This window comes from Bacillus gaemokensis (assembly GCF_001590835.1).
Taxonomy (GTDB): Bacteria; Bacillota; Bacilli; order Bacillales; family Bacillaceae_G; genus Bacillus_A; species Bacillus_A gaemokensis.
Genome location: NZ_LTAQ01000001.1, coordinates 946,710 through 968,349, shown reverse-complemented (window position 1 = coordinate 968,349; position 21,640 = coordinate 946,710). Strand labels below are relative to the sequence as shown.

Genomic DNA, 21,640 nt, shown 5'->3' with positions numbered 1-21,640 from the left:
CTCTTTTTCTCTATTGTTCAGCTGCTTCCACTTTGTTTTGAGCTGGTTTTAACAAGAGCCATCCGATGAATAATGTAAGCAGTGCTAACGCGAATGTACTCATATAAATGACATGTACGCTAGAAGCTAATGCCTCTTGAGAGTCGGTTACTACGTTAGTTGCTGCTCCATGCCCGCCAGAAGAAACTAAATCAAGATTCTTAATCCCTCTCGCATGAATCATTGTATTAAAGATCGTTCCAAAGACAGCAGCCCCTAATGTTTGGCTAAATGTATTAATAAATGTGTTTAAGCCTACTGCCGTTCCGCGTGTATGAGCAGGGACAGCTGCTTGGATGGTTACCATATAAATTGGTGTAATAAGCCCCATTCCTAAACCAAATAGCCCTACTGCAACATAAATAAGAAATGCTGGTGAATGAGTTGATAATGTAAATAGTAAGAAGGTAGCGATGGATAATATGCTAGCTCCAAGTAAAATGATTTGCTTCGGTTGCAGTTTACCAACTAAATTTCCAGAAAGAATCGCACCGAATGTCCACATAACAGGAATTGGCATAAGAATAAGGCCTGCTTCTGTAGCATTTTTTCCTAATACCCCTTGGCTCCAAATTGGAAGGTACATTGTAATACTAATAATCATCGCGCCAGCAATAAGCGTTAGTATGTTTACAGTGGATAGAGTGCGATTAGAGAAAAGTGTTAACGGAATTAATGGCTCCGGAGATTTTTTCTCAACGAATAAGAAAATAATGAATGAAACAGCTGCAAAGATTAACAGACTGATAATTGTAATGTCTCCCCAATTTTGCTTACTGCTTCCTGTTAATAGTGCATAAAGTAAAGCGATTGTGCTGAGTGAAAAGATAATCGCACCAGGATAATCGATATGGTGCTTTGCTGGTTTAATGGATTCTTTGTAAGAAATTGCAATCATGGCACAAGCAAGAATTCCAAATGGAACGTTTAAGAAGAAGATGTAGCGCCAAGAAAGGGAATCAACTAAAAACCCACCTACTAATGGTCCAATAACACCTGAAACGCCCCAAACAGCACTCATCCAGCCTTGTGCTTTTGCACGGTCTCTTGCCTCGCTATATAAGTCTCCGATAATTGTCATTGTGATTGGCATAACGGCACCGGCACCTATACCTTGCAGAGCGCGGAAGAGAATTAACTGTTCCATAGATGTCACGATTCCGCATAGTGCAGAACCGATTAAAAAGATTGCTGCTCCAATGAGCAGAACTTTTTTTCGTCCGAATAGATCGGCTAACTTTCCGTAGATTGGAGTTGAAACAGCTGTTGCGAGCATATAAATTGCATATACCCAGCTAACGAGTTCAACGCCAGACAGATCGCTCGTTATACGAGGAATTGCTGTACTAACAATCGTTCCTTCCACGGCGGAAAGAAACGTCATTAACATTAAAGATATCATGACTTTTTTTCTCATATGTTTTCCCCTTTATCCCTTTTCGAATGTTCACAATATAAAATATAAAGCTACTAAGCTATAGAAAGCAACAAAAAAGAAACAGAGTGGAGAGAATCTCTACTCTGTTTCTGAATTAGTACTGTGTTTTTGCATTTTGTCCTGCAGTTGTCCCAGCAATTCTTCCTGTAACAAGAGCAGAAGTAATATTATAGCCGCCTGTATAACCGTGGATATCAAGAACTTCTCCGCAGAAGTATAGGCCATTCATTAATTTAGAAGCCATTTCTTTCGGATGAATTTCTTTAACAGAAACGCCGCCACCTGTCACGAATGCTTTTTCAAGAGGCTGTGTGCCGTTTACTGTTACTTTAAACTCTTTGAAGTCTTTCACAAGTGCACGTATCTTTTCATGAGAAACTTGCCCAGCCTGCTCACTACCATCAATCCCATTTCTTTCTAATAAGAATAGGAAATAACGCTCCGGAACATAACCTTTTAAAACATTTTTGATTCCTTTTTTCGGTTCTTCTTTCATTTGTTTCATCATGCGCTGGAAGAGCTGTTCGCTATTTTCTTCTGGCAGTGCATCAATACTCATTTCTACTGCGCGCATTTTAAATTTTTTCATCGTTTTTACGACGAATTGGCTACAGCGAAGAGCTGCTGGACCAGAAATACCAAAGTGGGTAAAGAGCATGTCCATTTTATGAGAAATGACAGCTTTTCCTTTTGGATTTAATACACTTAAATTTACATCGCGCAAAGCAAGACCTTGTAATGTACGGTCACGAATAAAAGGTTCATTTGAAGTAATTGGGACTTCTGTTGGGAACAATTCTGTAATCGTATGCCCTGCTTTTTCAGCCCAAGCGTAACCATCTCCTGTTGAACCAGTATGAGGAACAGATTTTCCACCAACAGCGATTACAACGTGATTTGTTTCAATAACTTCACCTGTTTGCAGAACAACGGCTTTCGTTTGACCATTTTCATATTCCACGGTTTCAACAGGTGTATTCGTACGCATTTTAACACCTAGTTCTTTTAGTCTTGTTAATAAAGCATCTACAACGGATTGCGCTTTATTTGATACAGGGAACATGCGACCGTGATCTTCTTCTTTTAGCTGTACGCCAAGGTTTTCGAAGAAAGTAATAACATCTTCATTATTAAAAATAGAAAAGGCGCTGTATAAAAAACGACCATTTCCTGGTATATGTTTCACAATTTCGTCGAGTGGTAATCGGTTTGTTACGTTGCAACGACCACCACCAGAAATCGCAAGTTTACGTCCTAGTTTATTTCCTTTATCAAGAAGCAAGACGCTTGCGCCTTCTTCAGCAGCACCGATTGCGGCCATCAATCCTGAAGGGCCACCTCCGATGACAATAACATCATAATGCATAATATATCGACCTCATTTTCTACATTTCCTGCCTAAAAGAATAGCACGTTTTCCTAGAAAAGAAAAATACAGTGAGGTACTGTTTCGCCAAGGAATTGTGGTACAATACAAAAGTTAGAGTTCAGCGTTATATATATGTAGGAGGCTTATTATATGTCCGATTCAAAGTTTCTGCGCGGAACGCTTATTGTGACGTTAGGGACATTTTTAGTTAAGTTCCTAGGCATGATTTACGTCTTTCCGTTTCATGCATTAGTTGGCACAGAAGGTGGAACGCTCTATACATATGGGTATATTCCATATACGATTTTTTTAAGTATCGCAACGGCGGGAGTGCCGCTTGCTGTTTCGAAATTTGTTTCCAAATATAATGCGCTTGGAGATTATAAAACAAGCCGAAGAATGTTCCGTTCAGGAATGATTATGATGATTGCAACAGGAGTTCTTTCTTTCTTGTTACTTTATATGTCTGCGCCATTATTTGCAGAAGCAATGCTTGGCAAAAAAAGTATTCATCACAACGTAGAAGAAGTTACGACAATTATTCGTCTTGTTAGCTTTGCGTTAATTGTTGTGCCAGCAGCAAGTTTAATTCGTGGTTTCTTCCAAGGTCACCAATCAATGGGACCAACAACGGTTTCACAAATTATTGAACAAATTATCCGTATCGTCTTTTTATTAGCGGGTAGTTTCATTGTCATTAAAGTAGTAGGTGGATCAGTAGCAACAGCAGTTGGAGTAGCGACTTTTGCAGCATTTGTTTCAGCAGTAGGGGCGCTTGGTGTATTAGTTTGGTACTGGTTAAAACGGAAAAAGTATTTAGATCAACATGTGATTGAACAAACTGTACCAGAATCAACAGTAAGTACGGTTCAATTGTTTAAAGAGCTATTTGCCTATGCGATTCCTTATGTTGTAGTAGGATTAACGATTCCTCTATATCAACAAATCGATACATTAACATTTAACTCTATTATGCAAGCGATTGGGCAAGGTGATATCGCAGAGCGAGCACTTGGTATTTTTACAATGTGGACGCATAAATTAATTATGATTCCAGTTTCACTTGCGACAGCGTTTAGTTTAACGCTTGTTCCAGCTATTACAAAATCGTTTACTGAAAGACAATTTCGTTATTTGAAGCTACAGATTACACAAACATTCCAAGCAAATATGTTTTTAACGTTACCAGCGGTTATTGGTATTTCTACTCTTGCGTATCCAATTTATACAGCGTTTTATGAAAAGGATCCATTAGGTGGACAGGTTCTTATGTGGTATGCGCCGGTTGCTTTACTATTTGCTTTATTTACAGTGACTGCGGCTATCTTACAAGGAATTAACCAACAAAAACATGCGATTATTGCGCTTGGTATGGGCGTTATTTTAAAGTTTTTATGCAATGTTATTTTAATCCGTTATTTCGGTGCAATTGGTGCTGTTGTAGCAACAGGCATTGGATTCCTAGCTTCCATTTGGTATACGAATAAACAAATTCGAAAATATGCACACTATTCATTCGGTGTTGTATATAAGAGAACATTCCAAATTGCAGTATTAACACTCGTAATGGTAATTGTGGTAAAACTATCACAAGGAATGCTATCCTTTATGATTTCGTCTGAAAGTCGTTTTGGAGCGCTTATTACTGTTGCGATTTGTGCAGGTATTGGTGGTCTTGCTTACGGATATTTAGCAATTCGCATGGGTGTACTAGAAAGAGTATTTGGTGGAGAATCTTTAGAAAAGATTCAGCGTAAGCTGGGTAGTAGATTAAAAATAAAGATAAAAACAAAAGGGGCGTAAATACGTCCCCTTTTCTATGATAAATAAGAAGGTGAAAAGAATGAGATTAGATAAATTATTAGCGAATATGGGATATGGAAGTAGAAAAGAAGTAAAGAAATTATTGAAAGATGGCGTTGTGAAAATAGATGGAACGCCAGTGAAAGATGCGAAATTTCATGTGAATGTAGAAGAACAAGAAGTCATCATTCATGGAGAGGTTGTTGAGTATAAAGAGTTTATTTATTTAATGATGCATAAACCACAAGGTGTAATTTCAGCAACAGAAGATGATAATCATGAAACAGTAGTAGATTTATTAGAATTAGAAGACGCGATTTTTGATCCGTTTCCAGTTGGAAGACTCGACATCGATACAGAAGGTTTTCTATTATTAACAAATGATGGGAAGCTATCACATCAGCTGTTATCTCCGAAAAAGCATGTACCGAAAAAATATTATGCACATGTAGCTGGAGTTGTAACAGAAGAAGATGTAGAAGAGTTTGCAAAAGGCGTTATTTTAGATGATGGGTATGAGACGAAACCAGGCGCGCTTACAATTTTAAAAAGCGATGATGTTTCTGAAATTGAGCTTGTGATTACAGAAGGTAAATTCCATCAAGTGAAGCGCATGTTTGAAGCGGTTGGGAAAAAAGTTGTTTACTTAAAGAGAACAGAGATGGGACCTTTAGTATTAGATGAAGAGCTAGAGCTTGGTCAATATCGTGAGTTGACAGATGAAGAAGTTGAAATGCTGAAAACATATCAAGTTCAAACAGAGAGTCAAGATTGAGACCGATTCCAAACAAGAAAAAGAACCCCTTTCTAACTTCATAGAAAGGGGTATGTATTTATTTTAGATACAATTGTTTTCGTTATGAGGTCATTCTCACTTTCTTTCCTGTTGTTGTCCACTTGCCGCGGCAAGGGCTATACACGAGTTCATTAAACTGCAACACATTCAGATCACGTTGGATTGTTCGCGGTGTGATCCCGAACTCATCTACAAGGTCTTTCGTCGTTACCGTACCATTTTCATTAATGTACATATAAATTGATTTAATGCGTGTTAGCATACGAGTAGTTGTAGGTTTCAAGAGAAAACCACTCCTCTACTAGTTTTTTTGACCCCATTCAGGAAAGAAGGTCTTTACTTCCATTGTACTCCACATGACAAATTTCATGCTTTAACTTACTTAAATTTTACAAAAGTTTAACAAATAATAAAATAGAAAAATATTGGTAGCTGACATTTCTGTGTCTCTTCTATCAACTACCAAATAAATTTCTACGTGAAACGCCAAATTCCTGCAAATTTTTTTAGAAAAATAAAAGAAAAACTAGTTAGAAATATCCGAAAAATTATAATTGTTCGTTATTTAGTGTTTCAATGTTGGCATAAGGGATTTTCGTTTGCTATGATGAAAGAGAGATTATAGAAGAAGGTGAATAAGTTATGTCAGCAATTAATTGGACAGAAGAAGTTGAGAAGAGAAAAGATGAATTAATTCATGATGTGCAACAGTTTTTACAAATTAAAAGCGTATGGGAAGAAGAGACAGCAAAAGAAGGTGCACCTTTTGGAGATGGTGTAGCAAAAGCACTATCTTTCATGTTACATAAAGGAGAAGCAGAAGGGTTTGTTTCTAAAAATTTAGAAGGGTATGCAGGGCACCTTGAAATGGGACAAGGAGAAGAGTTAGTTGGTATTCTTTGTCATGTTGATGTTGTACCAGAAGGAGATGGATGGACAACGCCTGCATATAGCGCGGATATTCGTGATGGGAAGATTTTTGCACGTGGTGCAATTGATGATAAAGGGCCGACAATGGCGGCTTATTATGCGATGAAAATTGTGAAAGAATTAGGATTACCACTTTCTAAACGTGTTCGTATGATTTTAGGAACAGATGAAGAAAGTAATTGGAAATGTGTAGATCATTACTTTAAAAATGAGGAAATGCCAACCATCGGTTTTGCACCAGATGCAGATTTCCCAATTATTAACGCAGAAAAAGGAATTTCTGATATACAAGTGGTGCAAAGTGGTAGTGAAGCTACAGGCGGAGACTATGAGCTTATTTCATTTTCTTCAGGTCGCCGTTTAAACATGGTTCCTGATTTTGCGGAAGCGGTTATTACGAGTGAGAAAGCAAATGAGCTTGCACAGGCTTACGAACAATATTTACAAACTGTTAAGAAAACAGGTAAGAAAGCGGTAGAAGGAAATACTGTGACGTTGCAAATTGAAGGGATTTCAGCACATGGATCAACTCCTGAAAAAGGTGAAAATGCCGGATTGTTACTAGCTCAATTTTTAACAACAGTTGCTCTTGATGGAAAAGGAGCTTCATTTGCATCATTCGTAACAGAAACATTTACAGGTGATACACTTGGAGAAAAAGCTGGAATCGCTTATAAAGATGAAATTAGCGGACCGTTAACAGTGAACGTTGGACGTCTTTCTTATACGAAAGAAGAAGGCGGAAACTTAGGTTTAAATGTACGTTATCCAGTAACGACGAACTTTGAAGAGACTGTGCAAAAATTAAAAGACTATGTCGGTAAAAAAGGTTTCCAAGTAGCTGATTACTCTAATTCTCGTCCGCATCACGTTGATAAGGACCATGAATTAATTCGTACGCTGCAACGTGTGTATGAAGAACAAACGGGAGAGAAAGCAGAGCTGTTAGCGATTGGTGGTGGTACATATGCGCGTTCATTAAAAGCTGGTGTAGCATTTGGACCATTATTCCCAGGAAAAGAAGAACTTGCTCACCAAAAAGATGAGTATATTGAAATTGAAGATTTACTAAAAGCAACAGCAATTTATGCACAAGCAGTTTATGAGTTAGCGAAATAGGCTGATTGTATGATGAAATAGGACCGCTCTCTATTTAGGGAGCGGATTTCTTTTACCCTTTTCTCGTTCGGTTGAATGAGATACAAAAGAATAGCAACAATAACAAAAAAGGAGCTGATATATATGGAACCGCACTATTTCATAGCAGTTACTCTGCCAAGTCATATAAAAGAAATACTGGCAAATTATAAAGAGGAAATGAAGGATAATTTGTTATTTCGTTCATGGGTACATCAAGAGGACTATCATATTACACTTTCTTTTTTAGGGAGCGCGGGGCAGGAACAATTGCAAGGAATAGAGAAAGGGTTACAGCTACTCAGAAATACACCAGAGTTAGACCTTGTATTGCAAAATTTTGCTACATTCGGTCGTCCAGAAAGTCCGCGTATATTTTGGGCTGGGATAAACGAAAATCAAGCATTATTTGAGTTACAAAAACAGGTGCATACCATTTGTGAAAATAACGGTTTTTCTCTTGAAACACGCCCTTATCATCCGCACATTACGGTTGCGCGTAAATGGGTAGGAGAGGAAGAGTTTTATTTGAACAATGTGCAGCAAATGAAAAAAGTATCATTTCAAGCAGATACTGTAGCGTTGTATCAGTCAAATGTTAAGGACACACCAAAATATAAGCCTATTGCTGAAATAAAATTACAGAAATCTAAAGTATGAAAACGTTTCTTATACATGTGAATATACTATAGGAAATAGTAAGTTTGTGTAACGTCCGATTTATCCTGTTATTTTCGGGCAGTAAGACCCCCACCTCAATATTCAGAGAGAAACAAGGAAGGATGAAGAAAACCCCCACTGATGGAAGTGTCACTTTATCTTTAGGAGATACCTATTTCTTACAGATATATAAATCCATTTTGATTTTTCAACACAAAATCCTCTGCTATGTAAAGCGAAAAGTGATCTGTACTCGTTTTCTCTCTTTGTTCTAACTTTGCATGGGGCAGGAAGAGAATCTGACCGCTTCTATGCATGGCCAGTTGCTCTCTCCTACCTAAAAAGAAAGGTTTTATGTCGGTTTTTCAATTTGTATTTATATAGTTTCATTTTAATTTCGAGAATGATGGTGATTTTTTATGTTGAAAGTAAAACGTCCATTTGAAGCCTATTTAGATGAAATGAATAAGATTACAATTTTGCTCCCGTATGCGTATGGAACAAGCCGGACATTTGTTTTGCATGAAGGAAATCAAGTATGGGAGTTGCCTATCGCTCAAACGATTTCACTTCCAGAGGCAACAAAGTATGAATGCTACATGGAACGTTCACTTGATGTAGGGAAGTATTATACGGTGCGAGATGAGCGGGATGAAGAGACAGACTTACAAATTGGAGCGGTGATTCGAACAGCTGCATTCGATGAGAAATACTATTATGAAGCTGCAGATTTAGGAGCTTGTTACAAAAAAGAAGAAACAACTTTTAAAGTGTGGGCACCGACTGCACGACTTGCGAAAATCCGAATTTATAAAAGTGATAAAGAGTACACAGATTATGAGATGAATAGAGGAGAGAATGGAGTTTGGTCTCGCGTTTTACAGGGAAACCTTGATGGAGCGCAGTACACTTTTCTCGTTTGCATTAATTTAATATGGAACGAAGCTGTAGATCCGTATGCGAAATCAGTATCGATAAATGGAAAATACGGAATTGTTATTGATCTTGCGAAGACATATATAAAGAAACAAACCACATTACCTAAACTGGAATCTTTTGCAGATGCAATCCTTTATGAATTGCATATTCGTGATGCAACAGTACATCCAAATAGTGGTGCAGAGAAAAAAGGAATGTATACGGGACTAGCAGAAGAGGATACAAAAGGGAAGCTTGGAACGGCAACTGCTTTTTCTTATATAAAAGACTTAGGAGTTACACATGTTGAAATTTTACCACTCCACCATTTTGCTGGAGTAGATGAAACGAAGCCCTTCGCGTCATATAACTGGGGATACAACCCGTTATATTACAACGTGCCAACGGGAGTATATGCCACAAATCCATTCGATCCTTATAATCGAATCGTAGAGTGTAAACAACTGATTGAGAAGTTTCATGAGCATGGCATCCGCGTCATTTTAGATGTTGTATATAACCACGTATATGAAAGGGAAACGTCATCATTTGAAAAACTTGTGCCAGGGTATTATTTCAGGCATGGTGAAAATGGTATGCCATCAAATGGAACTGGTGTTGGCAATGATTTAGCATCTGAACGAAAAATGATGCGGAAATTTATTATGGACTCCGTTTTATATTGGCTGACGGAATATAATATTGATGGTTTTCGATTTGATTTAATGGGGATTTTAGATATAGAAACGATGAATATATTAGAAAAAGAAGTTAGGGCGAGAAAAAAAGATGCCTTGTTATTAGGGGAAGGTTGGGAGCTGCAAACACCCCTTCTAGCAGAAGAGAAGGCGACGCTAAGGAATGCGAAAAAAATGCCTCGTATTGCACAGTTTAATGACCAATTCCGTGATGCGATAAAAGGTAGTACATTTGATGTGAATAAACGGGGTTTTGCATTTGGGGGAAGTGTGGATCAAAAACATTTGCGATACGTGTTAGCAGGAAGCCTTTCGCATATAAAACGGGAAGGATTGTTTTGTGAGCCCGTTCAAAGTATTAATTATGTGGAATGTCATGACAACATGACGATGTGGGATAAACTCGTATGTAGTAATCAAGAAACGGAAGATATTTTAAAACGACGTCATTGTTTAGCGACAGCCATGACAATACTTTCACAAGGAATCCCATTTTTACATGCCGGGCAAGAGTTCTATCGTTCCAAGAAAGGGAATGAAAATAGTTATAACGCGAATGATGAAATCAACCAATTAGATTGGGATCAAAAAGAAAAAGAATTGGAAACGGTTGCTTATATAAAAGGGCTGATTGCGATTCGTAAAGCACATGGAGCTCTACGATTATCGACAGCTGAGTCCATCGAGAAACATATGAACTTTTTGCAAGTGCCTCCTGCGTCTCTTGCTTATCATTTGAAAAATGTAGGGGCGTTTGGCTCTTGGAAAGAAATTGTTGTTTTGTTTCATAGTGGTTTACAAGTAGAGACAATTGCTCTTCCAAAAGAGGAGACATGGTATGTATTAGCAAATGATAGGAAAGCAAACGTACAACCAATTTCTTCATTTCAAGGAAAGGAACTTCAAATGTCCCCGATCAGCACATATATATTGGCGATAATGTGACAAATCGCTACTTGACGGTGAGAATGTAATAAATGTAGAATTGACAAAGGTGACGATTTCGATAAGTTGTCATTCTTGTATTGGTTTTGTAAAATAAAGTAAAGCAAAAGAAGGGGCGGTTTGTCCTATTTTCTTGGCCCATGCCAAGTGTTCTTTTTCTTTCATTCAACTACAGTAAAAAATATATGAATCCACAACATGTTCAAAGAGTGTTGCGGTTTTTCTTTTCATAACTATAAAAGATAAGGATTTGTTAACGGGTAATGAATATGGAATGGTTGGAACAATTATTAGGAGAAGAGTGGAGTCTTATACCCGCTGGTGGGGCAACAGGCGATGCATATATTGCACAAAATGGACAACAAAAGCTATTTTTAAAGCGGAATACATCGCCTTTTTTAGCGGTATTGTCAGCAGAAGGAATTGTTCCAAAGTTACTTTGGACAAGAAGGATAACAAACGGTGATGTGATTTCAGCTCAAAAGTGGCTTCCAGGACAGAAGCTTGAGCCAGAGGATATGAAATTAGAACGTGTTGCGAAGCTTTTAAAGAAAATACATTCTTCTAAAGCGCTTGTGCAGATGATACAAAGACTTGGGAAACAGCCGCTGCATGCACAGGATTTACTAGAGGAAGTACATTTTATTCTAAAAGATGATGTGAAGAAAGACGAAGCGATTCACAAAGGGCTCCAGTATTTACAAGAGTCCCTTGTGAATGTGGAGTATGATGACCTTGTCGTATGTCATTGTGATGTAAACCATAATAATTGGTTGCTGTCAGATGAAAATGAACTATTTTTAATTGATTGGGATGGAGCAGTTATTGCGGACCCAGCCCTTGATATTGGTATGTTACTATATTGGTATGTGCCGCGTCATCAGTGGGATGAGTGGTTAGCGCATTATGATATTGAAATGACTGAGCCACTGCTTCGTCGTATGAAGTGGTATGTTGTGGCGCAGTCGATTCTTTCTGTTCAATGGCATACAACAAAAAAACAGCAAGCAGAAGCTGAATATTGGCATCAATATTTACAGCAACTACTTGCTTCAGAGTAAATATTAAGAAAAGCTGTCCATTCCAGCAATCCATTGCGTGAGCTGCTCTTGATTATTGGAAATATGGTTGTCCAAATCAGAAGAATATTTACCCGATTGACTATAGTAAAATACATCGTTTAGCATTGCTTTTACATCGCTACTTACGTTGTCGTTTGCAAGCAATGATTGAATAAGCCGTTCTAGTTGTTCGCATTCAGAAACCGTTCCACAGCAATCACTTTGGTGATTGACTAAAATATCCTTTAGAACTTCTAATTGATGTTGTTGATTAATCGGCATGATAGGATCATCCTTTCGATTGTTGTTCTACTTGAACAAGTAAGAGAAAAGTTTTGTTTCATCGTGTCTTCATTAATCATAGGTAAGCGAAACTCTTCGTTAAGAGATAGAAGTTTCGTTTTATGCTCTTTGTAGTTTTTATCAAAATGGTACATCTTATACTTGAAAGAAACGGACCGAGTGCTCGTACGTACTTGGTTTTTTGTTTGATAGATTGAGTCAAAAAAAGAAAGAAGGAATAAGCCTTCTAAAAATAGTCTGGTAAAGAGAGGAAGACATCTATGCGTTTAAGACATAAACCCTATGCAATGGACCGAATTAATGAGTATTCACAGTTTGTAATTGGAAACCCAGAGGAGCGCCGTGGTAATTGGCAAGAGGTGTTTGGAAATGAACAGCCCATTCATATTGAAGTAGGGACAGGCCGTGGTCGTTTTGTTTATGAAATGGCAAAAGCAAACCCGCATATTAACTATATCGGAATTGAAAAATTCACAAGTGTTATCGTAGATGCACTTGATAAGTTGATTGAAGAAGAAGTACCGAACTTAAAATTAATTAATAAAGATGCTGAAGATTTAACGATCTTCTTTGCAGAAGGCGAAATTGATCGCGTGTATTTAAACTTCTCAGATCCATGGCCAAAAAACCGTCATGAAAAGCGTCGTTTAACATATAAAACGTTTTTACGTAATTATGAAGAAGTATTAGTAACAGGCGGAGAAATTCATTTTAAAACAGATAACCAAAGTTTATTTGAATACTCCCTTATGAGTATGGCTGAATATGGCATGCTATTAACATTCCTTAGCCTAGATCTTCATAACAGCGATTTCGAGGGTAATATTATGACGGAATACGAAGAGAAATTTTCTAGTAAAGGTCATCGTATTTATCGAGTTGAAGCGAAATATCGTACGGAACCTGTGCAGTAATGCACAGGTTTTTTATACGTAAAATAATCTGAATGTTATGTTAAAATTAAATAGAAAAGGGGGAATGCTAAGTGGAACATTTACAAATTGGAGAAATAAAAGTGACATGGCTACGCGGCGGGAACACTCATTTAGATGGAGGTGCGATGTTTGGTGTTGTACCGAAAGTGCTTTGGTCACGCAAGTATAAACATAATGATACAAATCATATTTATTTACGAACAGATCCATTGCTTGTGCAGACGAAAGATGGAAATATGCTCATTGATTCAGGAATAGGCAATCAGAAAATGAATGAAAAAATGAAGCGAAATCAAGGTGTGACAGAAGAGTCGGCGGTTCATGAATCGTTAGCGGGCCTTAGCCTTCAGCCTGAAGATATTCATTACGTGTTAATGACGCATCTTCATTTTGATCATGCATCTGGTTTAACGAAATGGGAAAATGGCAAGCTTGTACCTACTTTTCCAAATGCAAAAGTCTATGTATCAGAAATAGAGTGGAACGAAATGAGAAAGCCTAATATTCGTTCACGTAATACATATTGGAAGGAAAACTGGGAGCCAATTGTAGAACAAGTTGTTACATTCAAAGAGGAAATACATATTACGGATGAAGCGAGGATGGTACATACAGGTGGGCATAGCGATGGTCATGCTGTTGTCGTTCTTGAAAGTCAGGGAGAAACAATGCTTCATTTAGCAGATTTATTGCCGACGCACGCTCATCAAAACGTATTATGGGTGATGGCATATGATGATTACCCAATGACGTCCATTGAACATAAGCAAAAGTGGATGCAATATGGTGCGGAGAAAAAGGCATGGTTTACTTTCTATCATGATGCTTATTACCGCGCTGTGAAGTGGGATGAGGAAGGGAATATGGTAGGGAAATTAGAGAGAGTGGAGAGTATATATAAATAAAAATTAAAAAACCGACATAAAATCTGATCTTTAGGTAGAAGAGAGCATCCGCCCGTGCATAGAAGCGGTCAGGGCCTTTTTTAGCCCCATGTCAAGTGAAAACAAAAAGAGAAAATAAGTGCAGATCTCCTTTTGTTTTCATAGCCGCGATTTATATGTCGGAAAATCAACAGGGATATATAGAAGCATAAGTGTAATGAAAAAAAGCTAGTGAAAACTAGCTTTTTTATGCAGCTTTTACTTCTAAAACAGTACCTGTTTTAGCATCTACCAAAAATTCGAATCGTTCTTGTATCTCATTTAAAATTGTTGTAAGACCACCGCGGTATACTTCGTACGCAACATCGTATTTTTCAAATGTCTCTGGAACCATATGTACCCAAGAGCCAGTAATTTCGCCTTTATGACTTAATGCTTCTTTCACCATTTTCAATGCTTTTTCTGAAGAAATATGGGATTGTTCTTGTACTTTATTTGCAACAAGATAACCAGCTGCAAAACCAACGCCAAGACCAGCTAGTAAACCTTTCCAGCTCATATATTCACCTCAATTCTAAAAAAATTGTATTGGTAATAAGTATAATGCAATTCTAATGAAAAAAGAAGAAACTAGAAACATTTCGAAAATTTCGTTACAATAAAAGGGGTATTCTACTAAGGTTTGAAAGAAGGGAACTTCGTGAATAAAGAGACATTAGAACTATTCCGTACGTTAACAGAATTACAAGGGACATCAGGGTTTGAACACGATGTGCGCCGTTTTATGAAACAAGAGTTAAGTAAATATGCAGATGAAATTGTCCAAGATGGTTTAGGTAGCGTGTTTGGCCTTAAAAAAGGGGATGAGAATGGCCCGCGCGTACTTGTAGCTGGTCATATGGATGAAGTTGGGTTTATGGTTACACAAATTACGAAAAACGGTATGATTCGTTTTCAAACGCTGGGTGGATGGTGGAGCCAAGTGTTACTAGCACAGCGCGTACAAATCATGACGAAAAATGGACCGATTGTTGGGGTTGTAGGATCAATTCCTCCTCATTTATTAAGTGATGCGCAGCGTGCGAAACCGATGGATATAAAAAATATGTTAATTGATATAGGTGCAGATAGCTATGAACAAGCTCTTGAAATTGGTGTCAAACCAGGGCAACAAATCGTTCCAATTTGTCCGTTTACACCAATGGCGAACGAAAAGAAAATTATGGCGAAAGCTTGGGACAACCGTTATGGTTGTGGCCTTGCGATTGAATTGTTAAAAGAATTAAAAGATGAAACATTACCAAATACATTATATTCTGGTGCAACTGTTCAAGAAGAAGTAGGTCTTCGCGGTGCACAAACAGCTGCTAATATGATTCAGCCGGATATTTTCTATGCGCTTGATGCAAGTCCAGCAAATGATGCATCTGGTGATACTACGCAGTTTGGTCAATTAGGAAAAGGAGCGCTTCTTCGTATTTACGACCGTACAATGGTAACGCATAGAGGGATGCGTGAATTTATTTTAGATACAGCAGAAACACATAATATTCCGTACCAATACTTCATTTCACAAGGCGGTACAGATGCAGGTCGTGTACATACAAGTAACTCCGGTATTCCATCAGCAGTAATCGGTGTTTGTGCTCGTTACATTCATACACATGCTTCAATTTTGCATGTTGATGATTATGCGGCGGCAAAAGAATTAATTACGAAGCTTGTAAAAGCAACAGATAAAACAACGTTAGAAACAATTAAAAACAACGCTTAAAAGAAAGGGCCGATTCCGGCCTTTTCTTTTCGTATATGAAAAGAAATAAAAATACTCTTTTTTAGGTGGGAAAGAGCGTCCGCCCATGCATAGAGGCGGTCAGTGCCCATTTTGGCCCCATGCCATGTGAAACGAAAAAAATATGGATTTAGAGTAAAGTCAGCTCATTTATAAATCAATAGTGGGGGAATCACATGACAAAAAAATGGGTAATAATCGGTATTGTGGTGTCAATTATAGCTATACTATTTTTGGTGAATCGCAGTGTCTTTGAGGAAGAAGTTAAAGATGCTGATATTCATGAAATCCTCCAATTTATGGAGGACATGAAGAAAGGGAAAGAGGGAGAAATCACGGTAGCCCGTCAATATTTTGGAGGGAAAGCTTCTTTAGCCAGTGATGCACCTGAAGAAGCAGAAGGCTGGCTCATATATCATTTGAAATCCCGTTATGATGAAAAAACGAAAGAAAGTTGGATAGAAGTGACACCTGATCTGAGTCGTTTCAAACAGTCGCCGGATAATCCGATTGACACTATTACTTCATCGCAACAATGTGGTTACATAAATTATAAGCGGGATTTAGAAAGAGATACAGGGCAGTACATGCTGACGGAATGCACGCATAGATGGGAATATGAATTGCCATAAAAAATAATTCAACTTTTTCGTTTTGACAAGGATGTATATAGAAATTGAGGTGGATGATATGAAAGTAGCAGTTGGATCAAAAAATCAAACAAAAGTAGGTGCTGTACAGGAAGTATGGAAAGAAGCGAATATTACTTCTGTTTCTGTTCCGTCAGGAGTAGCAGCGCAACCATTTTCTGATGAAGAAACGATGCAAGGTGCGATCAATAGAGCGAAGAGAGCGCTAGAAGAAGAACAAGCTGACATCGGAATTGGACTAGAAGGCGGCGTAATGAAAACAGAGTACGGCTTATTTATGTGCAACTGGGGTGCTTTAACAACAAGCTCAGGAAAAGTATTTGTTGCGGGCGGCGCGAGAATTAAATTGCCTGATGATTTTCTTGCTCCTCTTGAGAGCGGGAAAGAGCTAAGTGAAGTAATGGAGGCATTTGTAAAGCGGAAAGATATTCGTAGCCATGAAGGAGCAATCGGGATTTTTACTGATCAATACGTTGACCGTACAGGGTTATTTGTGCATGTTGTAAAGCTATTAGTTGGACAATATAAGTATGACGAAAAACAAGCATAAACCTTGCACAGTGCGTGATGTATGGTAGTATAAAAGAAGATTAGACATGAAAAGATACACTTCGTTGGAGGAGGAAATATAGATGAAATCATTAGAAAGCATGGAGCAATTTCAAGAGTTAAAAAATGAGGAGAAAGTCATTTTTATGTTCTCAGCAGAATGGTGCCCAGATTGCCGCTTTGTTGACCCATTTATGCCAGAAGTAGAAGAAAAATATAGCGACTTCTCATTTTACTATGTAGATCGTGACGAGTTTATTGATCTATGTGTAAAACTAGATGTATTTGGCATTCCTAGCTTTGTAGCGTACAATAAAGGTGAAGAAACTGGACGTTACGTAAATAAAGATCGTAAAACACAAGAACAAATCGAAGAGTTTATTGAAGGTTTAAAATAAGGCAATTTGCCAATTTAATTGTAAAAACAACCTCTACCTTCGCGGGGGAGGTTGTTTTTTTGAAGGGAGGCAAACGAAATGAAAATGACAAGCAAAAAAATGAAAGAAGAGTTAATGGCTAGACTAGCTCGCGCAGAATGGGCATTTCATTATGATAGTGAAAAAGATACACTTCGTATTGAACAAAAAGATACGAAAAAAGGAATTAACGTTTCGCTCCCAGGTGTTGTGGCAAAATGGGAAGTGAAAAAGGAAACGGCAATTGAAGAGGTTGCATATTACGTAGAAGAGGCACTGCTTGCTATGCATAAGGAAGAAAATAGCGGTGCAAAAATTTTGCCGGTTATTCGCTCGACTTCTTTCCCAAAGCAGGCGGAAGAAGGAAATCCGTTCTTTATGACGGACCATACAGCGGAAACGCGTATTTATTATGCATTAGACTCGAATAAAACATATCGACTCATCGATGAACGGTTATTACAAAAAATAGGACTTACTGAGCAGCAAGTACGTGAAATGGCCTTGTTTAATGTTCGTTCGTTAAGCTATGCATTTAAACAAGATGAAGTAGCTGGGAATACATTTTATTTCTTAAACACAAATGATGGCTACGATGCGAGTCGTATTTTAAATGAATCGTTATTACAAACAATGCGAGAGAAGATTTCAGGCGATATGGTTGTAGCTGTTCCACACCAAGATGTATTAATTGTTGCTGATATCGTGAACGAAATCGGTTATGATATTATTGCACAAATGACAATGAAGTTTTTTGCTGAAGGTCATGTTCCGATTACATCACTTTCATTCGTATATGAAGATGGGGGCTTTGAACCAATCTTTATTTTAGCGAAAAATCGGAAGCAGACAAATGGAAAAGAGAAAGGATGAACATAGTGAACGTTTTTTACAACCTTGAAGGAATTGGCGACACATTGATTGTTGCCTTGCAAGATATTACATTAGAAAATCGTACATTTGATCGTAAAGGAGATGTTGCTCGCGTTTATGATCGTGAAAGTAACGTAACAGGAGGATTCAACATCTTTAATGCGTCTTCTTACGTAGAAGTAAAGGAAGCTGGAAACATTACTTTAACAAAAGAGTTTGTTGAAAAAATCAATGACATTTTAGCGAAGAATGACTTCGAAGAAAAAGTAGAAGCAGACCTCACGCCAAAGTTTGTTGTGGGATACGTAGCTGAAAAAGAGAAACATCCAAATGCGGACAAACTAAACATTTGTAAAGTAGAAATTGGTACAGATACATTACAAATCGTTTGTGGCGCACCAAACGTTGATGCAGGACAAAAAGTTGTTGTTGCGAAAATCGGTGCAGTAATGCCAAGTGGTATGTTAATTAAACCAGCTGAACTTCGCGGCGTTCCATCATCTGGAATGATTTGCTCTGCACGTGAATTAGCCCTTCCAGATGCTCCTGAGGAAAAAGGTATTCTTGTATTAGAAGACAGCTATGAAGTTGGACAAGAATTTAAATTTTAATTTATATAAAATGGTCCCATTATAAAATGGGGCTATTTTTTTTATATAAATGTCCTTGGATTGTAACGTTTCTCTTTAAAATCTGTATTGTATTCCAAAAACAAATTAGTTAAAATTTAGAAAAAACAGAAGGGGATAAAGCATATGAGACAAAATCAAAAAGTGAAAGAACTTCTTGGGCTTATTGAAACTTCGAAAAAACATGATGTTGAATTACAATCATATGAAATATATTTATTTCACGAAAATGAATTAGAGGATGGTCAAATTGGTTATCGATATGATAAAAATAAAAATACATTGATAAGTGAGAAAAAAGGAGATTGGCAGGAAGGATGGATTGTCATTGGATATGAAACAGATATGGGTGATCCTATCTTTGTTGATATAGAAAATCCTATTTATCCAATCTACACAGCAGAAAAAGGATCAGAAATATGGGAACCGATTTGTATAGTTAATCGTATTGATGACATTATAAATCAATTAAAAGATTAAAAATAACCAGTATTTTTAAGTTGCTGATGTGTAAGGAAGATGGGAGAGAAGAGATGAAATATATAAAAATGGTGTGTGTAGTTGCATTGGTTGGCGTATATATGGGGGCGTGCTCAAAAGAACAAGAAAAAGCCGCTTCTCAAAAAGAAACAGCATCTTCTGTACAGAGCGACAATAAAAAAGACATAGAACATACGAAGAAAACACCATCAGAGAAGCAGCCTGAGGAACAAGCAAAGAAAACAGAAGCACTAGTGGAGCAAAATAGAGAACAGGAACAAGCTACTGAGCAAACGCAAGAACCCGAGAAAAAGATGGAACAAACATCGCTAGTTGGACAAAATGAAGCACCAGCGAAAAACAATGAGGCGAACGCACTTGTTAATGAAACACAAGGGAAGTTTCTTGTTGTAATTGATCCAGGTCACCAAGAGAAAGCAAACTTGAATTTAGAGCCAATTGGCCCAGGTGCAACGAAGCAAAAGTATAAAGTGACTGATGGAGCAACAGGGGTTGTTACGAAGAAGAGAGAGTCAGTTCTTGCATTAGAAGCTGCTTTTATATTGAAAGAGAAACTAGAAGCGAAAGGGATTCAAGTACTGATGACAAGAACAACACATGATGTTGACATAAGCAATAAAGAACGAGCAACATTTGCAAATGACCACCAAGCGAATTTATTTTTACGTCTTCATGCAGATGGTTCTGAAAATCCAGCACAAAAAGGATTTGCTGTGTTGGCACCAGCAGAGGAAAACAATTATACAAAAGGAATTTATACAGAAAGCTTACAAATTTCTCAAGTTATTGTAAAAAAAATGAAAGAAACTGGTCAGGTGAAAGTAAATGGGGTTCAGTTTCGAGATGATCTTTCTGGATTCAATTGGTCAAAGGTTCCCGGTGTTTTACTTGAACTTGGATTTATGTCGAATCCTGAAGAAGATCGGAAGTTATCAGATCCGAAATATTTGCATTCCTTATTACAAAGTGTAACTGATAGTGTAGAAGAATATCGAAACAATAAAGCTTAAGCGGCAGTCTTATGTAGGAGACTGCTGTTTTTTTATGTGGTGGTTACCTAAAAATTGAAAAGGATAGATAAAATAGAGAAGCGTAATTTTACCTGCACTTTTTGCCGAATGCTGATACAATAAAGGATGTTACTATTTAGTAGAAAGAGTGGTAAACATGTTAGATTGGATGAAAAAGCTGTTTAATAAGGAAGAACATTCCGAAGAGAAAACAGCGATAAATAAAGAAGTACCGAATAACACTGAAAGTCAGTCGAAAAAACCTCGTGTAAACCACTACACTGAAGCAAGAGAAGCGCAAATGGCGAGTCGGAATTCAAGTGCCAAATGCCGTTTTCCATTGATCCCAGATGATGGGCTTGAAGAGGAAGATGTAGAAGAATCACCATATTTCGAGCAGCAGCCTCCGCAAAGAACAATGAATATGGAGAGACGCAGGCACAGATACGTAGAAGAAAAGCCAGTTCATAAATTCGTAGAGCCAGAATTTGAGCTGGAGCCAGAGCCTGTCGTGAAAAAAACCTCTGTACCGGTGAAAGAAAGTAATCGAAGACCGTTTCGCCCAACAGAAACGATTTCGCCTATCTTTGGATATAATCGCCCTTCGGTAGAGAAAAAGAAAGTCGAAGAGGAAAAAAAAGAAAGAGAAGATCTTGAAATATCCATTGAAGGGAAGTCGGTTGTTGATGCGTGGCTAGAGAAAAAGGGATATTCGCTATCAGATTTCTCAGAAGAGTCGAAGCTTCCTTCTAACGATCAAGAAGAAGCGTCAAAGTATGATCAACAAGGACGTAAACAAGAAGAAAAATCAGTTGTTGATCAATGGCTAGAGAAAAACGGTTACGAGACTGAGTGTACAATTCCTTCATTTAAGGAACAGGAGAAGGTTCAGGAAGTAATAGAACCTGCTGATAGCCTGTTGCATAAACCGGCTTTACAAGAGGAAGGCAAAGAAGAACATACAATTGAAGCCGTACAAGTATTTGAGCAAGTACAAGAGGTAGTGGCATTATCAAAACAAGATAACGAAGCAAATGAAGAAGTTCTACAAGAAGAATTAAGAGCTTCCATTGTAGAGAATATGGATAAAACGTTAACGGAAGAAACTGAATGTAAGAAAGAGATAGAAGAACAGCTAGTAGAGGAAACTATTTTAGAAGAGAATGTTGCTGAAGTAGTAGAGGAGCAGGCTGAAGAAGAGCTAGTTRCGGAAACAGAGGAAGCATTTGAAGAAGAGCTAGTTGCGGAAACAGAGGAAGYATTTGAAGAAGARCTAGTTGCGGAAACAGAGGAAGCATTTGAAG

The 21,640-nt window shown here is 37.7% G+C and carries 21 protein-coding genes and 1 pseudogene; 17 read left to right on the top strand and 5 right to left on the bottom strand.

Annotated elements, in window-relative coordinates; all coding sequences use genetic code 11:
- Nucleotides 1–10 precede the first annotated feature (10 nt).
- Nucleotides 11–1,456, bottom strand: coding sequence for an MDR family MFS transporter (locus AZF08_RS05085; protein WP_033674281.1), 1,446 nt, complete (start codon nt 1,454–1,456; stop codon nt 11–13).
- 115 nt (nt 1,457–1,571) lie between these two features.
- Nucleotides 1,572–2,843: a BaiN/RdsA family NAD(P)/FAD-dependent oxidoreductase gene (locus tag AZF08_RS05080; protein WP_033674280.1), complete on the bottom strand. Its 1,272-nt coding sequence runs from the start codon at nt 2,841–2,843 to the stop codon at nt 1,572–1,574.
- 153 nt (nt 2,844–2,996) lie between these two features.
- On the opposite strand from AZF08_RS05080, the gene AZF08_RS05075 reads away from it, so the two are divergent.
- Together AZF08_RS05075 and AZF08_RS05070 are read left to right on the top strand one after the other, a co-directional pair.
- Nucleotides 2,997–4,649, top strand: a complete 1,653-nt coding sequence (locus AZF08_RS05075) for a putative polysaccharide biosynthesis protein (protein ID WP_033674279.1) — start codon at nt 2,997–2,999, stop codon at nt 4,647–4,649.
- A gap of 40 nt (nt 4,650–4,689) precedes the next feature.
- A complete protein-coding gene (locus AZF08_RS05070; protein ID WP_033674278.1) occupies nt 4,690–5,424 on the top strand; it encodes a pseudouridine synthase in 735 nt (244 codons plus the stop codon).
- An 82-nt stretch (nt 5,425–5,506) separates the two neighbouring features.
- Here the strand turns inward: AZF08_RS05070 and AZF08_RS05065 are convergent, their stop codons facing one another.
- Nucleotides 5,507–5,728, bottom strand: a complete 222-nt coding sequence (locus AZF08_RS05065) for a DeoR family transcriptional regulator (RefSeq protein ID WP_000805512.1) — start codon at nt 5,726–5,728, stop codon at nt 5,507–5,509.
- A gap of 359 nt (nt 5,729–6,087) precedes the next feature.
- On the opposite strand from AZF08_RS05065, the gene pepV reads away from it, so the two are divergent.
- The 4 genes from pepV (at nt 6,088) to AZF08_RS05045 (ending at nt 11,794) form a co-directional block, all read left to right on the top strand.
- The gene (gene pepV, locus AZF08_RS05060) at nt 6,088–7,494 is read left to right on the top strand and encodes a dipeptidase PepV (protein WP_033674277.1); all 1,407 of its coding nucleotides are present in this window, start codon (nt 6,088–6,090) and stop codon (nt 7,492–7,494) included.
- Nucleotides 7,495–7,617: 123 nt separating this feature from the next.
- Nucleotides 7,618–8,172, top strand: coding sequence for an RNA 2',3'-cyclic phosphodiesterase (gene thpR, locus AZF08_RS05055; protein WP_033674276.1), 555 nt, complete (start codon nt 7,618–7,620; stop codon nt 8,170–8,172).
- A 419-nt stretch (nt 8,173–8,591) separates the two neighbouring features.
- Nucleotides 8,592–10,733 carry a type I pullulanase gene (gene pulA, locus AZF08_RS05050; protein ID WP_033674275.1) on the top strand — a complete coding sequence of 714 codons (2,142 nt, stop codon included), beginning with the start codon at nt 8,592–8,594 and terminating at the stop codon, nt 10,731–10,733.
- Nucleotides 10,734–10,996: 263 nt separating this feature from the next.
- The gene (locus AZF08_RS05045) at nt 10,997–11,794 is read left to right on the top strand and encodes a phosphotransferase family protein (protein ID WP_033674274.1); all 798 of its coding nucleotides are present in this window, start codon (nt 10,997–10,999) and stop codon (nt 11,792–11,794) included.
- 3 nt (nt 11,795–11,797) lie between these two features.
- Here AZF08_RS05045 and AZF08_RS05040 read toward each other — a convergent pair whose 3' ends face one another.
- Nucleotides 11,798–12,076 carry a YtzH-like family protein gene (locus tag AZF08_RS05040; protein WP_033674273.1) on the bottom strand — a complete coding sequence of 93 codons (279 nt, stop codon included), beginning with the start codon at nt 12,074–12,076 and terminating at the stop codon, nt 11,798–11,800.
- Between the two features lie 281 nt (nt 12,077–12,357).
- On the opposite strand from AZF08_RS05040, the gene trmB reads away from it, so the two are divergent.
- Both trmB and AZF08_RS05030 read left to right on the top strand, forming a co-directional pair.
- Nucleotides 12,358–13,011: a tRNA (guanosine(46)-N7)-methyltransferase TrmB gene (gene trmB, locus AZF08_RS05035; protein WP_033674271.1), complete on the top strand. Its 654-nt coding sequence runs from the start codon at nt 12,358–12,360 to the stop codon at nt 13,009–13,011.
- A gap of 71 nt (nt 13,012–13,082) precedes the next feature.
- On the top strand, nt 13,083–13,937 hold the full coding sequence (locus tag AZF08_RS05030; RefSeq protein WP_033674270.1) for a YtnP family quorum-quenching lactonase: 855 nt from the start codon (nt 13,083–13,085) through the stop codon (nt 13,935–13,937).
- Between the two features lie 226 nt (nt 13,938–14,163).
- Here the strand turns inward: AZF08_RS05030 and AZF08_RS05025 are convergent, their stop codons facing one another.
- Nucleotides 14,164–14,475 (bottom strand): PepSY domain-containing protein, encoded by a 312-nt coding sequence (locus tag AZF08_RS05025; RefSeq protein WP_033674269.1) that lies wholly within the window; start codon nt 14,473–14,475, stop codon nt 14,164–14,166.
- A 141-nt stretch (nt 14,476–14,616) separates the two neighbouring features.
- On the opposite strand from AZF08_RS05025, the gene AZF08_RS05020 reads away from it, so the two are divergent.
- From AZF08_RS05020 to AZF08_RS31075, 9 genes and pseudogenes are all read left to right on the top strand, one after another.
- Entirely contained in the window at nt 14,617–15,690 is a 1,074-nt protein-coding gene (locus tag AZF08_RS05020; protein WP_033674383.1) for a M42 family metallopeptidase, read from the top strand.
- A 194-nt stretch (nt 15,691–15,884) separates the two neighbouring features.
- A complete protein-coding gene (locus AZF08_RS05015) occupies nt 15,885–16,340 on the top strand; it encodes a hypothetical protein (protein ID WP_051725716.1) in 456 nt (151 codons plus the stop codon).
- A gap of 58 nt (nt 16,341–16,398) precedes the next feature.
- Entirely contained in the window at nt 16,399–16,908 is a 510-nt protein-coding gene (locus AZF08_RS05010; protein ID WP_033674268.1) for a DUF84 family protein, read from the top strand.
- Nucleotides 16,909–16,990: 82 nt separating this feature from the next.
- Complete coding sequence (locus AZF08_RS05005) at nt 16,991–17,305, top strand: thioredoxin family protein (RefSeq protein WP_033674267.1); 315 nt, start codon at nt 16,991–16,993, stop codon at nt 17,303–17,305.
- A 78-nt stretch (nt 17,306–17,383) separates the two neighbouring features.
- Nucleotides 17,384–18,196, top strand: a complete 813-nt coding sequence (locus AZF08_RS05000; protein WP_033674266.1) for a DUF1444 domain-containing protein — start codon at nt 17,384–17,386, stop codon at nt 18,194–18,196.
- Entirely contained in the window at nt 18,193–18,807 is a 615-nt protein-coding gene (gene ytpR / locus AZF08_RS04995) for a YtpR family tRNA-binding protein (RefSeq protein ID WP_033674265.1), read from the top strand. The genes AZF08_RS05000 and ytpR overlap by 4 nt, the downstream gene beginning before the upstream one ends.
- Nucleotides 18,808–18,951: 144 nt before the next feature.
- Entirely contained in the window at nt 18,952–19,305 is a 354-nt protein-coding gene (locus tag AZF08_RS04990; protein WP_033674264.1) for a hypothetical protein, read from the top strand.
- Between the two features lie 53 nt (nt 19,306–19,358).
- The gene (locus AZF08_RS04985; RefSeq protein ID WP_033674263.1) at nt 19,359–20,336 is read left to right on the top strand and encodes an N-acetylmuramoyl-L-alanine amidase; all 978 of its coding nucleotides are present in this window, start codon (nt 19,359–19,361) and stop codon (nt 20,334–20,336) included.
- Nucleotides 20,337–20,493: 157 nt separating this feature from the next.
- Nucleotides 20,494–21,640, top strand: a pseudogene (locus tag AZF08_RS31075) (DNA translocase FtsK); the annotation flags it as partial.